Source organism: Dyella sp., assembly GCF_035486915.1.
Lineage (GTDB): Bacteria > Pseudomonadota > Gammaproteobacteria > Xanthomonadales > Rhodanobacteraceae > Dyella_B.
Genome location: NZ_DATHMR010000042.1, coordinates 24833 through 45764 on the forward strand (window position 1 = coordinate 24833; position 20932 = coordinate 45764).

A 20932-nucleotide genomic window follows, 5' to 3' on the forward strand; every position below is an offset into this window, starting at 1 on the left:
CCATGCAACCAGACGCGGATTGGCTGCTTACACTGGCTTACGCAAAGGCGAATCTTCCCGAGAATACCGACGGTTTCCGGTTCTACTACGGTCTGCGCCACGGCTCGATGAAAACAGGTATTTACGCGCCGCGGCGTGTCGATACACAAACGCCACACAAGCAGGACGAGCTTTATATTGTCATCAGCGGCAGCGGCGATTTCATCAAGAACGAACAGCGTTGCCGCTTCCAAGCCCATGATGTGTTGTTTGTTGAAGCGGGAATCCCGCACCGCTTCGAAAACTTCACCGATGACTTCGCGACGTGGGTGGTCTTTTGGGGACCTGATGGTGGCGAACAAGTACCCAATCACGTTGCCTCATAGGTTATAGCGGTTGAGTTGTGTCTGTGACAGCAGGAAGGTCGACACGATCACCACCTATATAGAGACGATCAGATCGACATAACGTAAAATGATGCAGTCGATCGCATCGACACCACATTCCATCGCGGCACTTATAAGGATTCTTATGCCAAGCACCGCCATTCTTATCGACGGCGCTTTTTTTCTTGCACGTTATCGCAAAGTCTGGGGTGATCGAGACGCGAACGACGCACGTACGGTAGCCAAGACGGTTTTCGGTATGGCGTTGGAACATTTGAAAGCTCTGGATCGTCCTCGTGAGGCGTTGTATCGCATTTTCTTTTACGACTGTCCGCCGCTTGAGAAGTCGTTGGTGAAACCAATTAGTGGCGAGAGCCTGGACTTCGCACGCACCAACGCGGCGGCATTTCGGCGCGATCTGCACGATCAACTTCGTCGTCAGCGCAAGATGGCGTTGCGTCTTGGCCGGTTGGCCGATCGCGGCGAATGGAAGCTCAAGCAGCATGCCTATCAGCAACTGCGCGACGAATCGCTCTATTGGGAAGAGCTGGGTGACGAGCATTTCGAGCCGGACATGCGCCAGACCCAGGTGGATATGAAAATCGGCATCGATATCGCCGCACTGGCCTACAAGAAACAGGTCGACCAGATCGTTCTGGTGGCAGGCGATGCGGACTTTATTCCGGCAGCCAAACTGGCTCGCTATGAGGGCATCGATTTCATCCTCGATCCCATGTGGCAGGGCATTGCGCCGGATCTGCACGAGCATATCGATGGGTTGCAGTCGGTCTGTCCACGGCCGTTTTAAGCACCACCCAACGACAGCCTGACAAATACCGTTACCTCCCGATGCACGGGGAGGTAACCGCACGCGTGCCTGGGGCGTATAAGTCTAGGGATTTGAGGTAGGAAAGAGTCTGACCGCTAAATAGCCACACGGCTCTTGTAAATTAATCGTAAAATACCCACATTCGCTGCACGCATCGGGTGGCAGGCTGCCGCCGATCACTTGGGAAGGAGTTGTCATGAAAATCGGGCTGGCCTTCGGGTTCTCGGTAGCGCTGCTGTTCGCCGGGGTGATCCACGCGCAGCAGGCGGGGCAGGATCAACCGGCGGGCGATCTGGTACCTCCGACCAGCGCCAGTGATTTCACCGCTGGCCAACTGGATACCGTGATCGCAGGTTCCTGGCGCTCTGCGCCCAATAAAGCGCGCGACGTGTATCGCCATCCGAAGGAAACGCTGCAGTTCTTCGGTTTGCAACCTGACAAGACGGTGATCGAAATCACCCCTGCTGCAGGTTGGTACACCGAAATTCTTGCACCGGTGCTGCGCGACAACGGTCACTACATCGCTGCGGTAACCGACAACAACGCCGAAGCGAAACAGGATGCAGCGGCGTTGCGTGCCAAGTTCGCCGCCGATCCGGCGCAATACGGTAAAGCCACCGTTGTAGGTTTCAATCCGCAGGCACCGGTTTTCGGTCCGCCCGGTTCGGCTGACATGGTATTTACGTTCCGCAACGTCCATAACTGGGTGCAAGCCGGTACCGCACAAGCAATGTTCAAGGCGTTCTACGCCGTGCTGAAAACAGGTGGCACGCTCGGCGTGGAGGAGCATCGCGCGGCACCGGGCGCAACGTTGGATTCAGTGAAAGGCACTGGCTATCTGCCGACTGAGTACGTGATCAAGCTCGCCACCGATGCAGGTTTCAAGCTCGATGGTCAAAGCGAAATCAACGCCAATCCGAAAGACACCAAGGATTACCCGAAAGGCGTATGGACGCTGCCGCCTACGTTGACGCTAGGCGATCAGGATCGTGCCAAGTACCTGGCCATTGGCGAATCGGATCGCATGACGTTGCGCTTCGTCAAGACGGGTGTCGATAAAAAGCCTGCCTCCATGCCCGCGCCTTCGGGCAGCGCGGCCCGTTGATCGTTCTGCACAAGCATGCTGATCGCGCTGAATAAGCCATTCGGTGTGCTGTGTCAGTTCACTACCCATGATGGACGTCCGACCTTGGCCGAGTATGTTCGGCAAAAGGGCGTCTATCCGGCCGGGCGACTGGATCACGACAGCGAAGGTTTGCTGTTGCTGACCGACGACGGCGCGCTGGCGCATCGCCTCACCGATCCGAAGCATAAAGAGCCAAAAACCTATCTTGTGCAGGTGGATGGTGCGCTCAGCGATGAGGCTGTGAGTGCGCTGAAGCGTGGCGTCGTGTTAAACGACGGCCCTACGCTGCCGGCGGTGGCCGAACACGCAAGTGAACCCTCCTGGCTGTGGCCACGCGATCCGCCGGTGCGCTTTCGTAAAAGTATTCCGACTAGCTGGTTGTCGATGACCTTGCGCGAAGGTCGCAACCGGCAGGTTCGTCGCATGACGGCTGCCGTTGGATTTCCGACTTTGCGCTTGATACGCGTGCGTATCGGCAATTACGCCCTGGATGGTCTGCTGTCCGGCGAAACGCGCGTAATGAAAGACTGAAGCCACATATTGCGCCGATCCTTGGGATTGCCTGCGCTTTTGCTAGTTGTTTCCAGCAAAGCCAGCGAGCTACACATTATGCCAAGGCAATAGAGCACCACGACGTCATTCCGGCGCAGGCCGGAATGACGTCGTCGGTCTTTCTGGCTTATCGGCTAGATGCCGCGCGCTCTACTCAAAGCGAAAAAAATGCAGCTGCTGCAGCGGTGCTATTCGCCGCAGTCACATCCACTTCTTCACCGCGATCACGCGCAATTTCTTCGCATATGTGCTTGAGGAACATCGGCTCATTGCGCCGATGGCTTGGCTGCGGGCGCACCGTGCGTGGCAGCAGATACGGCGCATCGGTTTCGATCATCAATCGGTTTGCGGGAATGTCGCGAACAAACTCGCGCAAATGCGTGCCGCGCCGTTCATCGCAAATCCAACCCGTGATGCCGATATGACAATCGAGCGCAAGATAATCGTGCAACGCTTCGCGCGTATCGGTGAAGCAATGCACGACGGCCGCAGGAACCTTGTCGCGATATTTCTTCAGCAACGCAATGAAATCATGATGCGCGTCGCGTTGATGCAAAAAGAGCGGCTTGCCGACATCTACGGCAATCTGCAACTGCCGCTCGAACACCTGTAACTGCACATCGCGCGGTGAGTAATTGCGGTTGTAGTCCAGTCCGGTTTCACCCACCGCACGAACCTCCGGTGCGTGCGCCAGCGTACGAATAAGCGCATCCGTAGCGTCGTTGTAGTCGATCGCGTGATGGGGATGCACGCCCGCCGTGGCATATAAAAAGCCAGGGTGGGCACGGGCCAGGTCCAGGGCGTGCTCACTACCGGTGTGTGACGCGCCAGTGACAATCATCCGCGTGACCCCATGCGTCCGTGCACGGTCCAGAACGGCGTCAAAATCGTGCCGGAAAGATTCGTGGGTCAGATTGGCCCCAATATCGATGAGCTGCATGGCGAACCCTTTTAAAGCTTTTATTGTCCCATCTACTGAGCGACCCGATCCATGCCACCTGTACAAAGGGTCCAGTCGCTCAGGTGCCGCCCAATCGCAGCATGAACAACTGGTCAGCTATCGCACAGATATTCGTCTGGCAAGGCTCGCCAGCCGCTTCTAGGTTGTGTTACGAATGGGATTCGCCTGTTCGACGTGTGGGGACGTCGCGCGGTTAAAGACATATTGAGACGTAGGTCACGAGCGGGGTGGAACATGTCGGCAGTCGTAAGGCCGGCGTCCGTTGGGGCGATAAAGGCCACGGATGACCATGAATCGGCAGTGTGTGCACTGCTGGTGGCGCGTGGGCGCTTGAAAGACAACGATTTGGCCCGCGCGCGTCGCCTTCATGAAGAGGCGCCAGAGGGCACATTGACCGCGTTGTTGGCGCGACTGGGTCTGGTATCGGAGCGCGAGCTGGCCGAAGCCTGGGCAGAACGCCTGGATGCGCCGTTGCTCGCTGCACGCGACGCGCCCGAAATGCCGCCTGTCGACCTCGATATTTCCGTTCGCTTCCTTAAGCAACAGCACGTCGTGCCGGTGCGTATGGGTGACGACGGGCTCGCGCTGATCGTGTCCGATCCGGCCGACACCTATCCGCTGCACGCTGTGCGTCTCGCCGCCGGTAAACCGGTGGCGTTATGTATTGGCGTGCGCTCGGAGATCGACGATCTGATCGAGCGTTACTACGGTCAGGGTCGATCCGCGATGGGCACCATCGTGGAAAATCTCGATGGCAGCGCCGCCGAAGAAGACGATGTCGAGCATCTGCGCGACCTGGCATCCGAAGCGCCCGTGATTCGACTGGTCAACCTGATTCTTCAGCGCGCTGTCGAACAGCGCGCCTCGGACGTGCACATCGAGCCGTTCGAAAACCGATTGAAGGTGCGCTACCGCATTGATGGTGTGCTGCACGAAGTGGAAGCGCCACCGTCCAGCTCGACCGCTGCCGTGATCAGTCGCGTGAAGATCATGGCCAAGCTCAACATCGCCGAGCGCCGCTTGCCGCAAGACGGGCGCATTCAATTGCGCGTACAGGGCAAGGAACTCGACTTGCGTGTCTCGACGGTGCCGACCAGCTTCGGCGAATCGGTGGTAATGCGTATTCTCGATCGCGAGACGGTGGTCTTCGATTTTGCATCGCTGGGTTTCACCGAGAACTTCCGTGAACGTTTCGTGGAAGTGCTGCAGCGGCCGCATGGCATCCTGCTCGTCACGGGTCCCACCGGTTCGGGTAAAACCACCACGCTGTACACCGCGCTGTCGCAGATCAACACGCCGGGCGTCAAGATCATCACGGTGGAAGATCCGGTCGAATACCAGCTCGAAGGTATCAACCAGATCCAGGTGAAGCCGCAGATCGGTCTGGATTTCGCCAACGCCTTGCGTTCGATCATGCGACAGGATCCGGACGTGATCATGATCGGCGAAATGCGCGATCTGGAAACCTGCCGCATTGCCATCCAGTCCGCACTGACCGGCCACTTGGTGCTTTCAACGCTGCATACGAACAGCGCGTCCGGTGGCGTCACACGCATGCTCGACATGGGGGTGGAAGATTATCTACTCGGCTCAACCGTCAACGGCATTCTCGCGCAGCGTCTGGTGCGCCGGCTCGATCCGGAAACGGCTATTGCTTATGAAGCGCCGCCGGAAGTCGTCAAGGAGTTCGAGCTGGAGAAGTACACCGACGAGCGACCGATTCGCTTGTGGAAGCCGGGCACCAGCGCGTCTAATCCCACCGGCTATCGCGGTCGCCGCGCCATTCTGGAATTTCTCGTGATGAGCGACACGCTGCGTCGCCTAGTGATGCAGCGCGCCGACGCCAGCGCGATTGAACGTCAGGCGCGTGCGGAAGGCATGCGCACCATGTATGAAGATGGTATTGCCAAAGCCGTGGCGGGTATCACCACCATCGAGGAGGTGCTGCGTGTCACGCAAGAGGGATAACGTGCGCCACGCTGCGCGACGTCACATCATGCTGCCAAGCTCGCTCTTTTCCTGCGCGCAGGGGAAGAGGTAAGTGGCATGAGCCAATTCCGTTACCGCGCTGTCAGTGCCGCTGGCGAAATTCTGCAAGGACAGATGGAGGCCGCAAGCCTCGATGAAGTCGTCATGCGCCTGCAGGATCAGGGCCACACGCCGCTGGAAGCCAAGCCGGCCGATGCGGGCGGCGCCGGTACTGGATTTGCGGGCTTTTTCAAGCGTGGTCCGTTCAACGGCGATCAGCTGGCGCAGTTCACGCACCAGCTGGCAACATTGCTTGGCGCGGGACAGCCGCTCGATCGCGCGCTCGGCATTCTGATGGACCTGCCAGAAGGCGAGCACGCGAAGAAACTGATCGAACGTGTGCGCGATCGTGTGCGCGGCGGCACCACGCTTTCGCAATCGCTGGATGAAGAGCACGGCGTTTTTCCCAAGCTTTACATCGCGCTGGTGCGTGCGGGCGAAGTGGGCGGCTCGCTGGAAGACACGTTGCGACGTCTCGCCGATTACCTGGAGCGCTCGCAGCAACTGCGCGGAAGCATCATCAATGCGCTTATCTATCCTGCGTTCCTGATGGTGGGTGTGCTGGGCTCGCTGCTGTTGCTGCTCACCTATGTCGTGCCGCAATTCGTGCCGATTTTTCAGGACATGCAGGTGCCCATTCCGTGGATCACGCGTGCCGTGCTGGCGCTCGGTACCACACTGCAGGATGGGTGGTGGCTGATCATCCTGCTCGTCGTCGGCAGCATCTTCGTATGGCGCGCACGCATGCGCGATCCGGCATTGCGGCTTGCATGGCACGAACGGCTGTTGAAGATGCGTCTGGTCGGTCCGCTTGTGTTGAAAGTGGAGACGGCGCGTCTTGCACGCACGCTGGGCACGCTGGTGAAGAATGGCGTGCCGCTGCTTTCGGCGCTCGGCATTGCGCGTCAGGTAACGTCTAATCGCGCGTTGGACGAATCGCTCATACAAGCTACGGAAATGGTGAAAGGCGGTAACGGTCTCAGCCTCGCGCTGGCGCATTCGCAACGTTTTCCGCGTCTGGCGATCCAGATGGTGCAGGTGGGCGAAGAAGCCGGCCAGCTCGACACCATGCTGCTGAAAGTCGCCGACACGTTCGAGATTGAAAGCCGCCGCTCGATCGATCGTCTGCTGGCAGCGCTGGTTCCTGCGCTTACCATCGTCATGACCGTCTTTGTCGCCATTATCATGTCGGCCATTTTGTTGCCGCTGCTCAGTCTTACCAGCAACATCCAATGATTTGCGTTGTCCGATAAGCGCATCCCACACGCTATACGCATAAAACGGAGAAACCAGCCATGCAGTACAGATATCCACGAACCCGGCAACTGCGCCACCCGCGCCGCAGCGCTGGCTTCACCCTGCTGGAAATGCTGGCAGTGATCGTGCTGATTGGTATCGTCGGCGCCATCGTCGTTCGTCAGGTTGGCAACAGCGTGGACAAGGGCAAGTACGGCGCCGGCAAAGCGCAGCTCACCACGATCAGTCAGGCGGTCGATGCCTATGGGCTGGATAACGGCTCGCCGCCCGCACAGTTGCAAGATCTCGTCAATAAACCGGCTAACGCTACCAATTGGCAGGGTCCGTATCTGAAGCCTTCGCAGTTGAAGGATCCATGGGGCCACGACTTTGGTTACAAGTATCCCGGTGAGCACGGCACATACGATCTGATTTTCTACGGTCAGGACGGCAAGCCGGGCGGCGATGGCTACAGTGCCGACGTGGGTAACTGGCAGTGAACATCCAGGGACCGGTAACGAGCGTTGCTGGTTGGGGCAGTGTACAGACGCCTCATTCCGCCGCTTTTTTCCGGTCCCGTCGTTATGCATCCAGACGCGCGCTGCGCGCCTTTACGTTGTTCGAAATGCTCGCCGTGATTCTGCTGATCGGTATCGCGGCCGCAGCCGTCGCGGTGTCGGTCACGCATGGATTGGCCAGTGCGCGTATCAACGCAGCGGCCGGCGAACTCGCCGCATCGCTGCGCGCGACACGCACGCAAGCGATCGTGCACGGCCAGCAACGCATCTTTCAGATCGACACCAACAACTTGACCTACAGCGGTGCCGATAAACGGGACGTGCGTCTGCCCAAAGGTCTGGATCTGTCCGTCACCAGCGCGGCCGGCGATCAGAGTAGCGGTGAGATCGCGCGGATTCGTTTCTTTCCCGATGGCAGTTCCACCGGAGGACGCATCACGTTGCGTAGCGGCCGGCGCGAATGGCACGTCAATGTGTCGTGGCTGACCGGCGCGATCAGCATTTACGACACGGCCAAGAACACATGAAAGCGTCGATGCACCGTGCACGGGGCTTCAGTCTGCTGGAGGTGATCGCCGCGATCATGCTGCTGGCGATTGCGTTCGGTGCGCTGATGGAAGTCGCCGGTGGCTCGATTCGCTTGTCCAAAGACGCAGCCGATCATAGTCAGGCCGCATTGTGGGCGCGTACGCTGATGGACACGCGCTTTGCGATCGACCCCGTGAAGGCTGGCGTTACCGAGGGGCGTTTCGACGACCACTATCGCTGGAAGCTGGCCGTCACGCCGTGGACGGCACCGGGCGTTACGCCGGCAGCGAATGCCAATGCGATGCAGATGTACCGGCTCGATCTCGATGTGATGTGGGGCGCCGAGCCCTTCGAGCACAAGGCGCACTTCAGCACGTTGCGCATCGGCACCGCCAACAGTCCTACGGCGCCGTTATGAAGCACACGGCCGGTTTTACCTTATTCGAAGTCCTGGCCGCGCTGGCGCTGTTGTCGTTGCTGCTACTGGGTGTTTATGCAGGCATTCGTTCGGCAACGCATACGGTGGAATCGGGTGAGTTGAAGATCGAACAGCTCGATGAAGTGCGGTCGTCGCAGCAATTCCTACGGCGCGAACTGATGCAGGCCATGGCGCAGGCCATCGCGCACGATGACAACGGCAACAACATTTTCTTTGTCGGCAGCAGCAATGAAATGCGTTTCGTCGCACCGTTGCCGGGATATCTGGGCCGGATGGGGCCGCAGCTGATCGATGTGAAACTGGTGTCGACGGATAAAGACGGCAAACAACTCGTTGCAAGCCTTGCCGAACTCCCGCCCGATGGCAGTCCGTTGCATCCGTTAGGCGATCCTCAAGTATTGGTCGATGGCGTTGTCGATGGCGCTTTTAGCTACCGCGGTCTCAATGCACAAGGCCAGCCGATGGATTGGCAGGACGATTGGAAATTCACCGGCAACATGCCGAGCATTGTCGAAATCAAGCTCACGCTTGCGAACGGGCGGGAGTGGCCGTTGTTGAGCGCACCGTTGCGCGTCAACGCGGCGGCCACGCAGGGTCCGGGCTTGCTTCGCGGCTTGCAACAGCCGCAGACGGTCATGCCATGAAACGTGCGCAGCGCGGTGTCGCATTGTTACTGGTCATGTGGGCCTGCACGCTGCTTGCCATTCTGCTGGGCGGCTACGCGGCGCTGGCGCACACCGAAGGTTTGCAATCGACTTACCAGTTCCAGCAGACGCGCGCGCACTATGCCGCCGAAGCAGGTTTGATGCGCGCGATCTACGCGTTGCAGGCACCGAACATACCCGATCGCTGGATTGCCGACGGACGCATGTATCCGTTCGCGTTCGAAGATTCGAAAGTCGGCGTCTCCATCATTGCCGAAGGCGGCAAGGTGGATATCAATGCTGCAACGCCCGACATTCTCACGAATCTCTTCATCGCTGCGGGCGTCGACCAAAATCATGCCGGGGCTATAGCGCAGTCCATCGTCGATTGGCGCAGCTTTGCGGTGTCCCCCCAGCAAGCGGCTCAGCGCAAGGCTGCCTACACCGCAGCGGGGCGCGACTACGGTCCGCGCAACGGACCTTTCGCCAGTCTGGACGAATTGCAGATGGTGCTGGGGATGAGCCCTGCGTTGTATGAGGCCATTTCCCCCTACGTCACGATCTGGTCCGGCCGCACCAGCCCTGACCCTAATACCGCACCTTTGCTCGATCTGGCTGCCTTGCCTGGCATGAACATGCAACAGGCCCAGGCGATGATTGCCAATCGCACGGCGGCGGCTGCGGCCGCCGCTGCCAACCCCGTCGCAGGGCTATCCAATAACGGCATCACAGATAGTATTCGTTCGGAGGCGGTTTTGGCCGATGGAACGCGCGCAGTGCTGCGTGCCACGGTACGCTTGCAAGGATATCGGCCCGGTTCGCAATCTTTTGCGGTGCTGCGCTGGCAAGAGGGAGATGGGGAGTGAATTCCGCGACACAGACATGGCGACCGCAGCTCGATCGCGCACGCCGCGCATGGCGAAGTTCGCCTATGCCCGCATTCTTTGCGTGGTGGGGCAGCGAATTGCGCGCGTTGCTGCCGGTTCGCTGGCAGGCGTTTTTCCGCGCCGGCAACGTCTGGTGCCTGTTGCGGCACCACGGCGGCCAATGGTCCGTGCACCGCAGCGGTCAACCGACGGTGTCGACGCCTTGGAGCGATGAGCTCGACGCACCCGAACAGCAAGCCCTACTCAAATCGGCCGTGACGGGCATCGATCCGCAGGATCTGCGCCTTGCACTGTGCCTGCCGCAAGACGCCGTATTGCGCCGTCGTCTGTCGTTGCCCGAAGCGGCGCGCGACAACCTGCGTCAGATCGGTGCGTTCGAAATGGATCGGCAAACGCCGTTCCGTCTCGAGCAGGTGTACTACGACTTGCGCGAACTTCCCGGTTCCAAGCCCGCAGGCCGCATCGCTGCCGAACTGGTTGCGGTGCCGCGCGCCGCGGTCGATGCGCAACTGGAGCAGTTGCGCAATGCCGGTATCGCGATCGATGCCGTGGATTTGTGCGAGGGCGACAAACGTCTGGGCGTGAACCTGCTGCCGCCGGAGATGGCGCGTGCGCATCCCGATCCGCGTCGCAGACTCAATATTGGTCTGGGGGTTGCCGCACTCGCGCTACTGCTGCTGTGCCTTGGACAGTGGTTACACAATCGCGAAGACACGCTCGCCGCCATGCAATCGCAGGTGGATGACATGCGCGCGGACGCGCAAAAGATCTCGGATCTTCGCAAGCAGCTTGAAGATAGTGCGGGCGCTTCCGGATTCCTTGCCCATCGCAAGACAGATGCGGTCGCTGTCGTCGATGTGTTGCAGGATCTGACCACGCGCATTCCCGATGACACGTGGCTGGAACGCTTCACGGTGGATAGCGGCGGTCGCATCGGCATTCAGGGGCAAAGCGCCAAAGCCGCGCCACTGATCGATGTGCTTCAAAGCAGCAAGCTGATTACGGGCGCGAATTTCCAGGGCGTCATCCAGCGCGATCCGCAGACCAACAAGGAGCGTTTCTACATGGACGCGCAATTGGTCAAGCCCAAGAGCGCCAAGCCCGCGACAAGCAGTACGGCGGGAGCCACGCCATGAACCTCAGGCCCATGAAGCCGTTGGAAAGCCGCCTTGCCGCCATTGGCCTGCTTGTGCTCGTCATTGCGCTCGCGTATTTCCTGTTGTTGCACTGGTGGTTTGTCGCACCGCTGCGCGATATCGACAGCCAAATGGATGATCTGCGCGACACGCAATCGCGTTTTGCCGCAGCGATTGCGGAAAAGCCGCTATTGCAAAGACGCCTTGCCGATCTCGGTCGTAACTCCGTCGATAGCAGCACTTTCCTACCCGAAAACGATCCGAACGCAGCAGCTGCCGGTTTGATGCAACGCGTAGTGGATGACGCGGCGGCACAATCGCAGCAAGGTAGCTGCGAAGTCAGTCAGAAGATGCCGGTGGCCAATCCTGCTGCGACGCCGGGCGATCCGTATCGCAAAGTAGTGGTGAGCATTAGCCTGCACTGCGACATGCAGCCGTTGATCGGATTGTTGTACACGCTTGAGAAAAGCAAGCCGTATCTGTTTGTGCAGGACTTCAGCGTTTATCGCAATCCGCTGATCGCCATGCAGAAGACCGGTGTTGCACCATTGGAAGTCCAATTCACGCTAGCCGGTTACGTGCATGCCAAGGCGCCCGCTGCCGGTTCGGCAGACGCCGCCACAACGGGGGACGACGCGCAATGAACGCCGCCGCGCAACGTCGCCTGACACCCGCGTGTGCCGCAGCGGTCGCTGTATTGGGCATTATTTTTCTTTCGCTGCTTTTTGGAGTAGGTCGTGGTGTGGAGTGGGACCCACCCCGCGTTACGCCACCGCTGCCTGCTATGCACAACGTCGCGCTGCCATCGCCGCCGGTGCTGCAAACTTACTCGCAGGTTTGGGAACACCCGCTGTTCAGCAGCGATCGCAAACCCATCGTTTCCAACGGTGGCAGTGAAGGCGTCAGCATTGGCGACTTGCAACTGACCGGCGTGATCATCACACCCACCTTGCGCATGGCCTTGTTGGGCAGCGCGCACGACCACGACAACAAAGGCGACACCAGCCAGGATGTTCGTGTACGCGAAGGCGCAACCTTGCCGGACAGCAGCTGGAAGCTGATCAAGGTGCTTCCGCGCTCGGCCATTTTTGCCTCGTCCAATGGGCGCACGGAACTGAAGCTGCCTGCTGGGGCGCCCATCGATCAGATGAATTCGGGCAATGCCAATCAGGCAATTCCCATGGGTGGCCCGCAAGGTGCCGGTCTCATGCGTTCGCCGATGGCGCCACCGCCACCGGCTATGCCGCAACCCAACGACGCTCAATCTCAACGTTTACTCAAGCTCCGGGCCGCCATTCTTAAGCAGCGCTCCCAGCAGCCATCCGGGAACGCTCAAGGAGAACACTGATCCATGTCACACATGCGCATGCAACGTTACCGACGCCATGGCCTGCAAATCAGCGCCATGGCGCTGGCAGTCTTCCTGAGCGGTTGCGCGGCGAAAAAGCCGCTGATTCAGCCTGACTTGTCGCTGGAGCGCGAAGCGGTCGCGGGCACCGACAAGCCTGCACCACAGCCGCAACCGTTGAACAGCAGCTTGAACAACGCCACGCCAGCAACGAGTACGGCCAGCATCCGCACCGGCACGGGGCAATTCGTGCGCCCCACTGAATTGTCGTCACCGCGACCTGCCGCAGCCGGCGGCAATGCCGTGACATTCAACTTCGAAAATCAGCCTGTGCAAGCGGTGGTGAAGGCCATACTTGGCGACCTTCTGCAACAGAACTACACCATCGTGCCGGGCGTGGAAGGCAATATTTCCTTCTCCACCTCCGAGCCCGTAGACAGTAGTCAGGCCATGCCGATCCTGGAGACGCTGCTCTCCTGGACGCACAACACCTTGATCAAGACCGATGGCCGCTATGTGGTCATGCCGGAAAAGGATGCGGTGCAGGGTAATGTTGCGCCCAGTCTTGGCGCTGCGGCACCGGCGGGAGGAATGCAAGCCCGACTGTTCCCGCTGCATTACATCGCTGCCGATCAGATGCAGAAGCTACTTAAGCCATTCGCGCGGCCTGATTCGATCCTGCTGGCCGACAATGCGCGCAATGTGATCGTTGTGGCGGGTACGCCGGACGAACTGGAAAATTACAACCGCACCGTACGCACGTTCGACGTCGACTGGTTGCGAGGCATGTCGGTGGGCGTGTTCAATCTCCAGCACGCCTCGGTCGACGATCTCATGCCACAGCTCGACAGTATGTTCGGACCTAAGGGCGATACGCCGTTGGCCGGCATGCTGCGCTTCATTCCGATCAAGCGTACGAATGCACTGGTCGTGATCAGCACGCAGCCCAATTACCTCAGTGAAGTCGGCGATTGGATCGCGAAGATCGATCTCGGTGGCGGCAACGAACCGCAGCTCTACGTTTACGATGTGCGCAACGTCAATGCGTCCGATCTCGCGCACTATCTCGCACAGATCTACACTGACAGCGCGGGCAATAGTGGCAGCGATCATGGCGGCGCCGTTGCACCGGGTGCCGGTGGTGCGACGACACTCGGGATAGGCAACAACGCGAGTGGTTCGTCCAGCGGCATGGGCAGTACGGCAGGCAGCTTCGGCAGTTCCACTACCGGCGGACTTTCCAGCGGTCTGGGCAGCAGCGGCGGCAGTAGCGGTTCGTTTCCGTCGACATCCACCTCGGGCACCGGCAGCTCATTTGGCAGCACGTCGAGCGGCGGTATCGGCGGCAGCACCGGTGTCAGTGGCGTGGGCATGAACGGTGGCCTTTCCAACAACAATAATCAGGACCAGGGCTACAGCTCAAAGGATGGCAGCATCCGTATCGGCTCGGTCGACGCCAATAATCAGCTGCTCGTGCGCGCCCGGCCTGCGCAGTGGCTGGAAATTCTCGGTGCCATCAAGCAGCTCGATGTGCCGCCGCTGCAAGTACAAATCGAGACGCGCGTTTTCGAGGTCGATCTGACCGGAGATCTGGAATACGGCGTGCAGTGGTATCTGCAAGGATTGGCTGGCGGTTCGACGAATTCCAGTGGCGGCTATACGCCGGGCAATCCGGAAGCGCACCGCATGATCGGTCTGGGCGGTGGCATCGGCAGCAATTCAAACTCGACCAACAGCTATAGCGGGCAGCCGTTCTTCTATTCCTTCCTGAGTTCGAATGGAAAATTCCAGGTGGCTGTCAACGCGCTGGAAAGCAGCCAGAACACCAAGACCTTATCGGCGCCTTCGCTGGTCGTGCTCAATAACCAGATCGCGCATATCCAGGTAGGTAATCAGATCCCGGTCAATCAGACCTACTACAACGGACTGACAACCGGTACCACCGCCACAACGGTAGGCCAGGTGGAGTACATCCCTACCGGTATCATTCTTGATGTGCAACCGCGTGTGAATCCGGGTGGACTGATCTATCTCAACATCGATCAGCAAGTCAGCTCTACGCTAGGGAGCGCCAACAGCCAGGGTAACTTCACCATTCAACAGCGCCAGATCGCTACTCAGCTTGGCGTGCAGAATGGCCAGACCGTACTGCTTGGCGGCTTGATCCAGCAGACAAACTCGGACAATGGCCAAGGCGTTCCGCTCCTGAGCGATATTCCCGTTCTGGGCAAACTGTTCGGCTCAACGGGCAAGTCCAAGAGCCGCACTGAATTGATCGTGCTGATCACTCCGCGTGTGATTACGGACAGTGATGACGCGAAGCAAATTACGGATGACTACCAGAACGGTTTCGAGTCGCTGGCGCCATTGCGTGCGCATCCTCCCACAGGAACGGCCTCACCTCCCAACCCTGTGACGTATCCGCTCAAGCAGTAACTCGCCCGCTCGTGCATGCTTCATCGTGGGGCATGCACGACATAGGTTCGCTGCCAAGGCCAACGCCATTATCATCGGGCGATGAAGCCGCTCGTGTTCCCGATTACGCCGTTATTGCCTGATATCCGCGCCTCGCTCGAGGCGCGGCCAAGCCTTGTACTCGAAGCGCCCCCCGGCGCCGGTAAAACCACACAGGTTCCGCTGGCGTTGCTCGATGCATCGTGGCTGGCGGGCAAAAAGATCGTGATGCTCGAACCGCGCCGTATTGCGGCGCGTGCTGCCGCACAGTTCATGGCGCAGCAGCGCGGTGAACAAGTTGGGCAGACGATCGGTTATCGCATTCGTTTCGAATCGAAAGTCAGTAACGCGACGCGTATTGAAGTGGTCACCGAAGGCATTCTCACGCGCTTGATCCAGGACGATCCCGAGCTCACGGACATCGGTGCGATTCTGTTCGACGAATTTCACGAGCGTCACCTGGCGGGCGATCTTGGCGCGGCGTTGGCATTGGATATTCAGTCAACGCTGCGTCCGGACCTGCGCATCGTCGTGATGTCGGCTACGTTGGATGGCGAGCGCATCGCGCAATGGATGGGTGCGCCGCGCATGAGCAGTCCCGGTCGCAGCTTTCCCGTTCGCATCGAATATCCGCCTGCGCGTGCACAAGAAAGTGTGGAGCATCACCTGGCGCGTATTGCCAAGCAGGCGATGGACGAGAGTGAGGGCGATCTGCTGGCCTTTTTGCCTGGGCGCCGCGAGATCTCGCGTGTTGAAAACGTCTTGTCGCAAACCTTGCAGCGCGACGATGTGGAGATCGTTGCCTTGCATGGCGAACTTTCATTGGTCGACCAGCAACTCGCGCTGGCGCCGGCGGAAGAGGGCACGCGACGCATCGTTCTCGCCACCAACGTCGCCGAATCGAGCGTCACGTTGCCGGGCATCCGCACCGTCGTCGACGCGGGTCTGGCCCGCGAACCACGCTTCGATCCGAATTCGGGATTTACTCGGCTGGAAACGGTGAGCATTTCGCAGGCGTCGGCGGATCAGCGTGCAGGTCGCGCGGGTCGCGTGGCGGAAGGCACCGCGTATCGACTTTGGCCGCAAAGCCGGCGGCTCGATCCCGCACGAACCGCGGAGATCATGCAGGCCGAGTTGTCCGGTCTTGCATTGGAGCTTGCCGCATGGGGCAGCGCGGAATTGCCGTGGCTCGATCCACCGCCAAGCGGTGCATTGGCACAAGCACGCGAGCTGTTGACGCGTTTGGGTGCGCTCGATACACAACAGCGCATCACGCCGCTTGGGCGAAGCATGCTTGAACTTGGTGCGAGCCCGCGTCTGGGTGCGGCTGCGCTACGCGCTCCGGAGACGTGGCGCGCGCTGGTTGCCGATTTACTTGCGTTGATGGAAGCCCGTTCGCCGATGCGTGGCGATCAAGCGCGCGGCGATGATTTTCGAGTGCGAGTGAACGCGCTGCATGCGTGGCGCGATCGACGCAGCGCAACGGGGAAGGGCGGTGGTGCGGATAGCGGTGCGCTTGCGGCCATCGAGCTGGCCTGTAAAGGTTGGCGCCGTCGTCTGGATGTTCGCAGCGCTGCTAGCGGCGTGCCGCACAGCCACGCAGTCGGCGATCTGCTGCTGCACGCCTTCCCGGATCGCATCGCACGTCAGGACGAAAGCAACCCGTTGCGATACACGCTTGCCAACGGACGCGGCGCACGCCTTCACGAACAAACCGCGCTGCTCGGCGAGCCTTGGCTTGTTGCACTGGATTTGCGCCATGAGTCACGCGACAGCCTGATACTTTCCGCGGCACCGTTCGATGCACGAGTCTTGGAAGAGGACTATCCGGATCAGTTCAAACGCATTCGCACGGTACGCTGGAATGACGAACGCGCTGCCGTGGAAGCGTTCGACGAACGCCGTTTCGCGGCCATCGTTCTCGAACGCCGTAGCGTACCTGTGCAAGCGGAAGATGCCGTTCCCGCACTTCTCGCCGCGATTCGCCAGCGTGGTCTGGATGCATTGCCATGGAGCGAATCGGCACGACGTCTTCGCCTGCGCATGCAATCGTTGCGCGAGTGGATGCCGGAACTGGACTTGCCCGATGTCTCCGACACGCCATTGCTCGACACGCTGGAAGCATGGCTGGCGCCGTATCTGCATGGCGTGAGAAAACTCGACGCGTTGTCCGCCGACGATCTTTCGCAGGCGCTGGCTTCGTTGTTCGATTACGAGCAGCGCAAACAACTCGATGTGCAGGTTCCCGACAGCTTGACGGTGCCGAGCGGGCAAACGCGGCGACTGGAATACAGTCCTGGTGAACCACCTGTGCTGGCGGTGAAGCTGCAGGAATTATTCGGCTTGGCAGATACGCCGCGCGTGGCGGCAAACCGTGTTCCCGTCACGCTGCATTTGCTGTCGCCGGCGGGTCGTCCCATCCAGGTGACACAGGATTTGAAGGGCTTCTGGGAACGCACGTATCCAGAAGTGAAGAAAGAACTGAAGGGCCGCTACCCAAAGCACCCGTGGCCGGACGATCCGTGGACGGCAACGCCCACGCATCGCGCCAAGCCACGTGGTACTTGAAAGGTGGCTATACCAGTAATGGCTTCGCCGATGATTTGGCTTGTGTCGGCAGGCAACGCATGCTGGTCAGCGTCGTGCGCAATGCATCGTCGATCGGGGTATAGGGACTACCGCCAAGAAACGCGACCAGCTTTTCGTCGACAAGCTTGGCTGGCTTCTTCCACAGATAACGCATCTTGACCATTTCGCGTAGCGTCTCGTTGAATGGCGCAGCGAGGTTAACGAGCCACCATGGAAAACGGCGTAGCGCGATGCGCGGATCGTCTGTGACACGACGAACGGCGTCGAGCATGCCCTGCCCGTCGAGCCAATAACCGCCGAAGTTGAAAGCATCGAAGCTGGCCAGCTCGTCTTCGCGATCGAGCAGGCGTGCCATCGTTTCACCGACGTCGGGCAGATAAGCCCATGAGTGACCGACCGCGTAGTCGCCCGGATAGCTGAGCGTCTTCACCGGTTTGCCGGGCTTGGTCAAACCTTGCGAGAACCAGGAATTGCCGGCGTGCGGCCCGATGAAGTCGCCGCAACGCAAAATCAGGGTGCGCACGCCTGCACGACTTGCTTCCTTGAGCCGATGCTCCATCTCCGCACGGATTTCGCCCTTGCGCGAGCACGGATGCTGCGGCGAGTCTTCGCGCAAAAGGGGAAAGACATCGGTGCCGAAGTTGTAGACCGTGCCGGGCAGGACGATGCGTGCGCCTGACGCGCGTGCCGCGTCAATGGTGTTGTCGAGCATCGGCAGCACCAGCTTCTCCCAGCCGCGATAGCCGGGTGGGTTGACCGCGTGCACGATGACGTCCACGCCTTTCGCTGCGCTCAGCACGTCGGCGGAATGCATCGCATCGCCCTGGAGCCACGCGATCCCTTCGGCGTTCGCATCCTTGGGCGGCGTACGCACGAGCGCGCGCACCTGCCAGCCATGTCGCTTCAGGGCAGACGACACTTCCCGGCCAACACCGCCGTTGGCCCCGATCACCAGCGCAATCTTCGATGAGTTCATGACAGGCTTCTCCGTTGAGGTGGAGCTAGTCTGGGCCCCCGGCGGATCATTGAAAATTGCTTAATGGTGTAGATCTGCTATACAAATATGCATGGCTAACCAAGAGCCCGGCTGGGAGCTTTATCGATCCTTCCTCGCGGTCATGCGCGAAGGAAGCCTGTCCGGTGCCGCGCGTGCGCTCGGCATGACGCAGCCGAGCCTTGGCCGTCACATGCGCGAATTGGAAGACGCGCTGGGCGTGCCGCTCTTCGCGCGGTCGCCGCAAGGACTGACGCCCACGGACATGGCGCACGCGTTGATGCCTCACGCGCAAACCATGGCATCGGCTTCCGCTGCGTTGCGTCGCGCGGCCACGACACAGCAGGACGCGGTTGCCGGTGTCGTGCGCGTTACAGCGAGCGAAGTGATCGGTGCCGAAGTGCTTCCGCCGATGCTGGCGGCTTTCAGACAACAACATCCGGGCATTGTGATCGAGCTGTCGTTGTCCAATCAGGCCGAAGATCTGCTTCGTCGCGATGCCGATATCGCAATTCGCATGGTCCGCCCCACGCAGGGGGCGTTGGTGGCACGGCAAGTGGGCAACATTGCATTGGGCTTCCACGCGCACAAACGCTATATCGAAGCGAATGGGCGACCTAAGACCATGGCCGATCTGAGCAAACACGCGCTGATCGGTTTTGATCGTGAAACGGCCTATATACGAAGCATGCGTCCCGCAGGTATCCCCTACACGCGCGAGAAATTTTCGTTGCGCACCGACAGCGACCTGGCAGCCTTGTCGGCGATTCGCGCCGGCTATGGTGTGGGGATTTGCCAAGTAGGTCTCGCGCGACGGGACCCAGCGTTAGTCCGTCTGTTTCCCGACATCGGGATAAGCATGGATGCATGGGTTGTGATGCACGAAGACCTGCGGCGAAGCGCGCCGGCGCGCGCATTGTTCAGTCATCTTGCCGAGGCGCTGATCGATTATGCGAAGCTGCCGTCACGCGCGGCCGGCAAACGCAAACGCTAAAACGTGCCGCCAAAAAAGCTTCGGCCGCTAACGAAGCGTTGACCGCACATGATGGCTAGACTGTGTCCATGACCGAAGTCAGTCCGCTTAATCGTTATCAGCTTGCCGAGCTGGGCTCCTTGTTGGCGGAGCCAGCCAGGGCGGCAATTCTGCTTGCGCTGATGGATGGCACGACGCGTCCGGCCGGCGAATTGGCGCGTATTGCAGGTGTCAGCGCCGCGACCGCCAGTGCGCACCTCAAGCGCTTGCTCGATGGCGGCTTGCTCGGTTTGCATGAGCAGGGACGGCATCGCTATTTCCGCCTCGCGAATGACGATGTCGCGGCATGGCTGGAAGCGATGGCGCTGCCACATGCAAACCGCACAGTACCGTCGGCGGCAGTACGCGACCCCGCATTGTGTCGTGCGCGAACGTGCTATCGGCATCTTGCCGGGCAGTTGGGCGTTGCACTGTGCGAAGCGTGGCTGCAGCGCGGCTGGTTGCACAGCGGAAGCGATGGCATGTCGCTGCAACCTGCGGCAACCGATGCACTGGTGCACGCTGGTTTCGATGCCACTCCGGCGCATCAACTGCTGCGTTTGCGTGGGCGCAGCTGTCTGGATTGGACCGAGCGCCGCTTGCATCTCGGCGGTCCCCTTGGTGTGGCCATTACCGGTGCGATGCTCGATGCAGGATGGCTTCGTCGCGCACATCGCAATCGCGCGTTGCTGCCGACGGCGGATGGATTGCGTCGACTTGCCGAGCTGGGCGTCCGTCTGGATACCTGATTGCAGTGGTGCGTCAGCAACGGTTCATCATTTTTTGCACCGCGTAATCTCTCGCGAGGATGAGCTACGCACAAACGTATGAAACTTTGGATCGTGCAAATGTGCGTTGAGATGTGCACAAGCGATGACACTTTCAAAACGCTCGCTTGCATGAGCCTTGCGATGCACTGTCGATTGCGTCTCATTGTGTGTTGTGAATGATGTTTTGTTCATCGTTGCGCTCGTTTTTTCCTCTTATGGTCGTTCACGCGGCTTAGACGCGAAAAGAGAGCTAAAAGCAAGCCATTTTCACGAATAGAACACGAAGATGATTGAGCGCGTGCAGCGCATGCTATCGATAACATCATGCTGTCTTTGCGCTGACGTAGTGCATTAATTTTTGTGAAAGCGTCGATGACATTTGTGCGGACGATGCGAAGAAGAATTTGTGCTTAGTTTCGTCGCATTGGTTCTATCGCGTCGGCTTGACGCAGGATTATTCGAAAGATACTTTCGTAAGTATTCGCTGCATGGAGCACGCGGCGAATGATTCCGCGA

20 protein-coding genes are annotated in these 20932 nt (G+C 59.7%); 18 read left to right on the forward strand and 2 right to left on the reverse strand.

What is annotated here, in order from left to right:
• Window positions 1-2 precede the first annotated feature (2 nt).
• The 4 genes from VK725_RS04060 to VK725_RS04075 all read left to right on the forward strand — a co-directional run bounded on the left by VK725_RS04060 (window position 3) and on the right by VK725_RS04075 (window position 2851).
• Window positions 3-365 carry a cupin domain-containing protein gene (locus VK725_RS04060; RefSeq protein WP_325316776.1) on the forward strand — a complete coding sequence of 121 codons (363 nt, stop codon included), beginning with the start codon at window positions 3-5 and terminating at the stop codon, window positions 363-365.
• A 145-nt stretch (window positions 366-510) separates the two neighbouring features.
• Window positions 511-1173: an NYN domain-containing protein gene (locus VK725_RS04065; RefSeq protein WP_325316777.1), complete on the forward strand. Its 663-nt coding sequence runs from the start codon at window positions 511-513 to the stop codon at window positions 1171-1173.
• Between the two features lie 217 nt (window positions 1174-1390).
• Window positions 1391-2299: a methyltransferase gene (locus VK725_RS04070; protein ID WP_325316778.1), complete on the forward strand. Its 909-nt coding sequence runs from the start codon at window positions 1391-1393 to the stop codon at window positions 2297-2299.
• A gap of 15 nt (window positions 2300-2314) precedes the next feature.
• The gene (locus tag VK725_RS04075) at window positions 2315-2851 is read left to right on the forward strand and encodes a pseudouridine synthase (RefSeq protein ID WP_325316779.1); all 537 of its coding nucleotides are present in this window, start codon (window positions 2315-2317) and stop codon (window positions 2849-2851) included.
• A 175-nt stretch (window positions 2852-3026) separates the two neighbouring features.
• Here VK725_RS04075 and VK725_RS04080 read toward each other — a convergent pair whose 3' ends face one another.
• A complete protein-coding gene (locus VK725_RS04080; protein WP_325316780.1) occupies window positions 3027-3812 on the reverse strand; it encodes a TatD family hydrolase in 786 nt (261 codons plus the stop codon).
• Window positions 3813-4067: 255 nt separating this feature from the next.
• Here VK725_RS04080 and gspE point away from each other — a divergent pair, with 255 nt between their 5' ends.
• The 12 genes from gspE to hrpB all read left to right on the forward strand — a co-directional run bounded on the left by gspE (window position 4068) and on the right by hrpB (window position 17619).
• Window positions 4068-5801: a type II secretion system ATPase GspE gene (gspE, locus tag VK725_RS04085; RefSeq protein ID WP_325316781.1), complete on the forward strand. Its 1734-nt coding sequence runs from the start codon at window positions 4068-4070 to the stop codon at window positions 5799-5801.
• 78 nt (window positions 5802-5879) lie between these two features.
• Complete coding sequence (gene gspF / locus VK725_RS04090) at window positions 5880-7097, forward strand: type II secretion system inner membrane protein GspF (protein WP_325316782.1); 1218 nt, start codon at window positions 5880-5882, stop codon at window positions 7095-7097.
• A 59-nt stretch (window positions 7098-7156) separates the two neighbouring features.
• Entirely contained in the window at window positions 7157-7597 is a 441-nt protein-coding gene (gspG, locus tag VK725_RS04095; protein WP_325316783.1) for a type II secretion system major pseudopilin GspG, read from the forward strand.
• Window positions 7598-7698: 101 nt separating this feature from the next.
• Window positions 7699-8142 carry a GspH/FimT family pseudopilin gene (locus tag VK725_RS04100; RefSeq protein ID WP_325316795.1) on the forward strand — a complete coding sequence of 148 codons (444 nt, stop codon included), beginning with the start codon at window positions 7699-7701 and terminating at the stop codon, window positions 8140-8142.
• A gap of 8 nt (window positions 8143-8150) precedes the next feature.
• Window positions 8151-8561 carry a type II secretion system protein gene (locus VK725_RS04105; RefSeq protein WP_325316784.1) on the forward strand — a complete coding sequence of 137 codons (411 nt, stop codon included), beginning with the start codon at window positions 8151-8153 and terminating at the stop codon, window positions 8559-8561.
• Window positions 8558-9226 (forward strand): prepilin-type N-terminal cleavage/methylation domain-containing protein, encoded by a 669-nt coding sequence (locus VK725_RS04110; RefSeq protein ID WP_325316785.1) that lies wholly within the window; start codon window positions 8558-8560, stop codon window positions 9224-9226. The genes VK725_RS04105 and VK725_RS04110 overlap by 4 nt, the downstream gene beginning before the upstream one ends.
• Entirely contained in the window at window positions 9223-10092 is an 870-nt protein-coding gene (locus VK725_RS04115) for a type II secretion system protein GspK (RefSeq protein ID WP_325316786.1), read from the forward strand. The genes VK725_RS04110 and VK725_RS04115 overlap by 4 nt, the downstream gene beginning before the upstream one ends.
• Window positions 10089-11249, forward strand: a complete 1161-nt coding sequence (locus VK725_RS04120) for a PilN domain-containing protein (RefSeq protein ID WP_325316787.1) — start codon at window positions 10089-10091, stop codon at window positions 11247-11249. Before VK725_RS04115 ends, VK725_RS04120 begins: the two co-directional genes overlap by 4 nt.
• The gene (gspM, locus tag VK725_RS04125; RefSeq protein WP_325316788.1) at window positions 11246-11893 is read left to right on the forward strand and encodes a type II secretion system protein GspM; all 648 of its coding nucleotides are present in this window, start codon (window positions 11246-11248) and stop codon (window positions 11891-11893) included. The genes VK725_RS04120 and gspM overlap by 4 nt, the downstream gene beginning before the upstream one ends.
• Window positions 11890-12597, forward strand: coding sequence for a hypothetical protein (locus VK725_RS04130; protein ID WP_325316789.1), 708 nt, complete (start codon window positions 11890-11892; stop codon window positions 12595-12597). The genes gspM and VK725_RS04130 overlap by 4 nt, the downstream gene beginning before the upstream one ends.
• A gap of 3 nt (window positions 12598-12600) precedes the next feature.
• On the forward strand, window positions 12601-15033 hold the full coding sequence (gene gspD / locus VK725_RS04135; RefSeq protein WP_325316790.1) for a type II secretion system secretin GspD: 2433 nt from the start codon (window positions 12601-12603) through the stop codon (window positions 15031-15033).
• A gap of 81 nt (window positions 15034-15114) precedes the next feature.
• Window positions 15115-17619, forward strand: coding sequence for an ATP-dependent helicase HrpB (hrpB, locus tag VK725_RS04140; RefSeq protein WP_325316791.1), 2505 nt, complete (start codon window positions 15115-15117; stop codon window positions 17617-17619).
• 7 nt (window positions 17620-17626) lie between these two features.
• Here the strand turns inward: hrpB and VK725_RS04145 are convergent, their stop codons facing one another.
• Window positions 17627-18616: an NAD(P)H-binding protein gene (locus VK725_RS04145; protein ID WP_325316792.1), complete on the reverse strand. Its 990-nt coding sequence runs from the start codon at window positions 18614-18616 to the stop codon at window positions 17627-17629.
• Window positions 18617-18707: 91 nt separating this feature from the next.
• Here VK725_RS04145 and VK725_RS04150 point away from each other — a divergent pair, with 91 nt between their 5' ends.
• The gene (locus VK725_RS04150) at window positions 18708-19628 is read left to right on the forward strand and encodes a LysR family transcriptional regulator (protein WP_325316793.1); all 921 of its coding nucleotides are present in this window, start codon (window positions 18708-18710) and stop codon (window positions 19626-19628) included.
• Window positions 19629-19696: 68 nt separating this feature from the next.
• Window positions 19697-20395 carry a helix-turn-helix transcriptional regulator gene (locus VK725_RS04155; RefSeq protein WP_325316794.1) on the forward strand — a complete coding sequence of 233 codons (699 nt, stop codon included), beginning with the start codon at window positions 19697-19699 and terminating at the stop codon, window positions 20393-20395.
• Window positions 20396-20932: the final 537 nt, after the last annotated feature.

Coding starts and splice junctions, on each gene's coding strand:
- gspE (WP_325316781.1), top strand. CDS start 4,068: ATGTCGGCAGTCGTAAGGCCGGCGTCCGTTGGGGCGATAAAGGCCACG.
- VK725_RS04130 (WP_325316789.1), top strand. CDS start 11,890: ATGAACGCCGCCGCGCAACGTCGCCTGACACCCGCGTGTGCCGCAGCG.
- VK725_RS04155 (WP_325316794.1), top strand. CDS start 19,697: ATGACCGAAGTCAGTCCGCTTAATCGTTATCAGCTTGCCGAGCTGGGC.
- VK725_RS04115 (WP_325316786.1), top strand. CDS start 9,223: ATGAAACGTGCGCAGCGCGGTGTCGCATTGTTACTGGTCATGTGGGCC.
- gspD (WP_325316790.1), top strand. CDS start 12,601: ATGTCACACATGCGCATGCAACGTTACCGACGCCATGGCCTGCAAATC.
- VK725_RS04080 (WP_325316780.1), bottom strand. CDS start 3,812: ATGCAGCTCATCGATATTGGGGCCAATCTGACCCACGAATCTTTCCGG.
- hrpB (WP_325316791.1), top strand. CDS start 15,115: ATGAAGCCGCTCGTGTTCCCGATTACGCCGTTATTGCCTGATATCCGC.
- VK725_RS04150 (WP_325316793.1), top strand. CDS start 18,708: ATGGCTAACCAAGAGCCCGGCTGGGAGCTTTATCGATCCTTCCTCGCG.
- VK725_RS04070 (WP_325316778.1), top strand. CDS start 1,391: ATGAAAATCGGGCTGGCCTTCGGGTTCTCGGTAGCGCTGCTGTTCGCC.
- VK725_RS04145 (WP_325316792.1), bottom strand. CDS start 18,616: ATGAACTCATCGAAGATTGCGCTGGTGATCGGGGCCAACGGCGGTGTT.
- gspM (WP_325316788.1), top strand. CDS start 11,246: ATGAACCTCAGGCCCATGAAGCCGTTGGAAAGCCGCCTTGCCGCCATT.
- VK725_RS04075 (WP_325316779.1), top strand. CDS start 2,315: ATGCTGATCGCGCTGAATAAGCCATTCGGTGTGCTGTGTCAGTTCACT.
- VK725_RS04060 (WP_325316776.1), top strand. CDS start 3: ATGCAACCAGACGCGGATTGGCTGCTTACACTGGCTTACGCAAAGGCG.
- VK725_RS04105 (WP_325316784.1), top strand. CDS start 8,151: ATGCACCGTGCACGGGGCTTCAGTCTGCTGGAGGTGATCGCCGCGATC.
- VK725_RS04110 (WP_325316785.1), top strand. CDS start 8,558: ATGAAGCACACGGCCGGTTTTACCTTATTCGAAGTCCTGGCCGCGCTG.
- gspF (WP_325316782.1), top strand. CDS start 5,880: ATGAGCCAATTCCGTTACCGCGCTGTCAGTGCCGCTGGCGAAATTCTG.
- VK725_RS04065 (WP_325316777.1), top strand. CDS start 511: ATGCCAAGCACCGCCATTCTTATCGACGGCGCTTTTTTTCTTGCACGT.
- gspG (WP_325316783.1), top strand. CDS start 7,157: ATGCAGTACAGATATCCACGAACCCGGCAACTGCGCCACCCGCGCCGC.